This is a genomic window from Roseovarius halophilus (ex Wu et al. 2025) (assembly GCF_047086965.1).
In genome coordinates this window covers 1-1954 of sequence record NZ_JBKOTX010000418.1, presented here as the reverse complement: position 1 = coordinate 1954, position 1954 = coordinate 1, and the positions used below count along the sequence as shown (strand labels likewise).

3 protein-coding genes are annotated in these 1954 nt (G+C 56.7%); all 3 read right to left on the bottom strand.

The annotated features are described in order from the left end of the window. Positions 1-332: IS66-like element accessory protein TnpA (gene tnpA, locus ACH107_RS32365; RefSeq protein ID WP_412509711.1), on the bottom strand; the 332-nt coding region annotated here is incomplete at its 3' end. A gap of 261 nt (positions 333-593) precedes the next feature. After that, positions 594-938, bottom strand: coding sequence for a hypothetical protein (locus ACH107_RS32360; protein WP_412509710.1), 345 nt, complete (start codon positions 936-938; stop codon positions 594-596). Positions 939-949: 11 nt separating this feature from the next. Next, positions 950-1954, bottom strand: a 1005-nt coding sequence (locus ACH107_RS32355; RefSeq protein ID WP_412509709.1) for a type II secretion system protein GspD, incomplete at its 5' end; no start/stop codon positions are given.

Sequence of the window (1954 nt, the reverse complement as noted above, 5' to 3'; positions counted from 1 at the left end):
TCGCCGACCGCGATCTCAATCAAAGGCGCGCCCGCGGTCGATGTGGCCTCGGGCGGCGCGTCGGGATGCCCATCATCGCACAGCATCAGCGGCGCGAACCCGGGGGGCCCTTCCGCCGCCGGAAGAACCAGCTTGCCGTCCTTCGCAAGACGCCGCCATTCCGAGAGCCGGTTCGCGCGCAGCCCATGGCGCGCGGCAACACCGCGAACCGTCGCACCCGGCTCAAGCGTCTCCGCCACGATTTGCGCCTTGAGCGCGTCAGGCCACCGCCGCCGACCTGCAGCGGAGCTATCCGCTCCGCCCGACCGGAAAAACTCCAGCGTATCCTCCACAGAGAAACTCCTTCCCAGTTCCAAGACAGGGACGGAATCCCAGAAATCATAAGTCAGAAGAAGGTGGACCCCAGATCGCGCTTACCTTTGGTGAAGACGGCGGCTGATCATACTCCCAAACGGTCCTTCACGGCCAAACACGTTACGATCCCGCCGCCGCCGCTGCACGGCATGTTTGAGGTGCCGGGCAGCGGCTCCTTTATATCCCAGGAGCCGGGTTCAGCGTAAGACAAGCACCTAGCGCAGTTCGCCCATCCTCCTTCAACGGTAGCGAGGTGGAACAACGACCCGGAAGTTCCCACGCTTTACACTGGACACATAGATCTCGTCATCGAACACAGCAAAAAGTGCCACCACTTGGCCGTTCTTTCGAATGGAAGCACCACCGTTTGTGGCTAGACTTCGCCGGAATTCAACGCCGTTTTTAAGGATATCGGTCTTATCGAGACCAGCCAAGCCCAGAACATCGACGACATCCTGCGCTCCAAGGATAACAGCTTGCCCACCATTTAACGGCCCAACGGACTCCTCCGAAGCTCTCACCACTGGATCCGCAACCGAACAGCCCCCTAACGCGAGAGCAAAAAAGATAAAAATGGCCCGCATCTATTCTCGCCTCAGTTCCCCGCACCAAGAAGCATCTTCAGCTCATCCTGGAATGCTCCGTCATCCAATCTTTCGAAATCCACGGTTGGAAGTTGCCGAAGCGACCGACTGTCATGCCCACCAAGCTCGGCAGTCACAAATATGGCAACTTGGGCCACCTCGTGGTTGAAGTTATCTTGAGAAAAACCTCGGCCCAGAAGCGGCAGGCGCCGCAGGCCGGGTACACCCCTGTTTGAGCTCGACGTTCGCGTATCGACAAGGCCGGCGACGGTTGCCGTCCCGCCATCATCCACTTCAACAAGCGTGGACGCCCGCCTTGATACAACTACCGGAAGATCATTTTCATTGCGCGACACCACATCGCTGACCTCGATTTCAATATCGAGTTCGATCGCACCACTCTTCACGACGGATGGAGTAACCGTGAGAATGGTACCAGTTTCGATTTGCTGAAGATCGGCGGAGAAAAATCCATCTCGCTCGATCGCAAGCTGGAAGTATTCTGCTGTGGTCACGCGTATCTCAGCTGGGCTTCCGCTCTGCGTCGTCACCTCGGGTGACGCCACGATCGTTGCATCATTATTCTCTGCGAGCAGAGAAAGTCTCAGGTTGAGCGCATTTGTAAAGGACCGGGAAACAGAGTAACCAACGCGGAATTCCCAAAGTTCAGAGTCTGGAAGGTCAGAAAAGGCGGCTCCAGCCAAAATTTCAGGAAACTCTACTTGATTGCCAAGCTGCAACAAGCTGCTCTGTTTCAGCGCCACCACACGCGCCGTAAGCTGGATTTGTCTTTTGGGCTCGTCAACAATGCGGGCGATGTTTCTCAGTTCTTCTATAATTTCAGGCGTAGCATACATGATAACAGTGTCGCTCTCTTCCGCCGCGCTCACAAACTCACGCATTTGGGGCGGCAAAAGTTGGCTTCTTCGCGTTTTGTGTGGGTGGGTTGCATTTCCGGTTACCGGACGACCGCACCAGATGTTGTATCGTAGGGTGATGCTGGCAGGTGCGTAAGC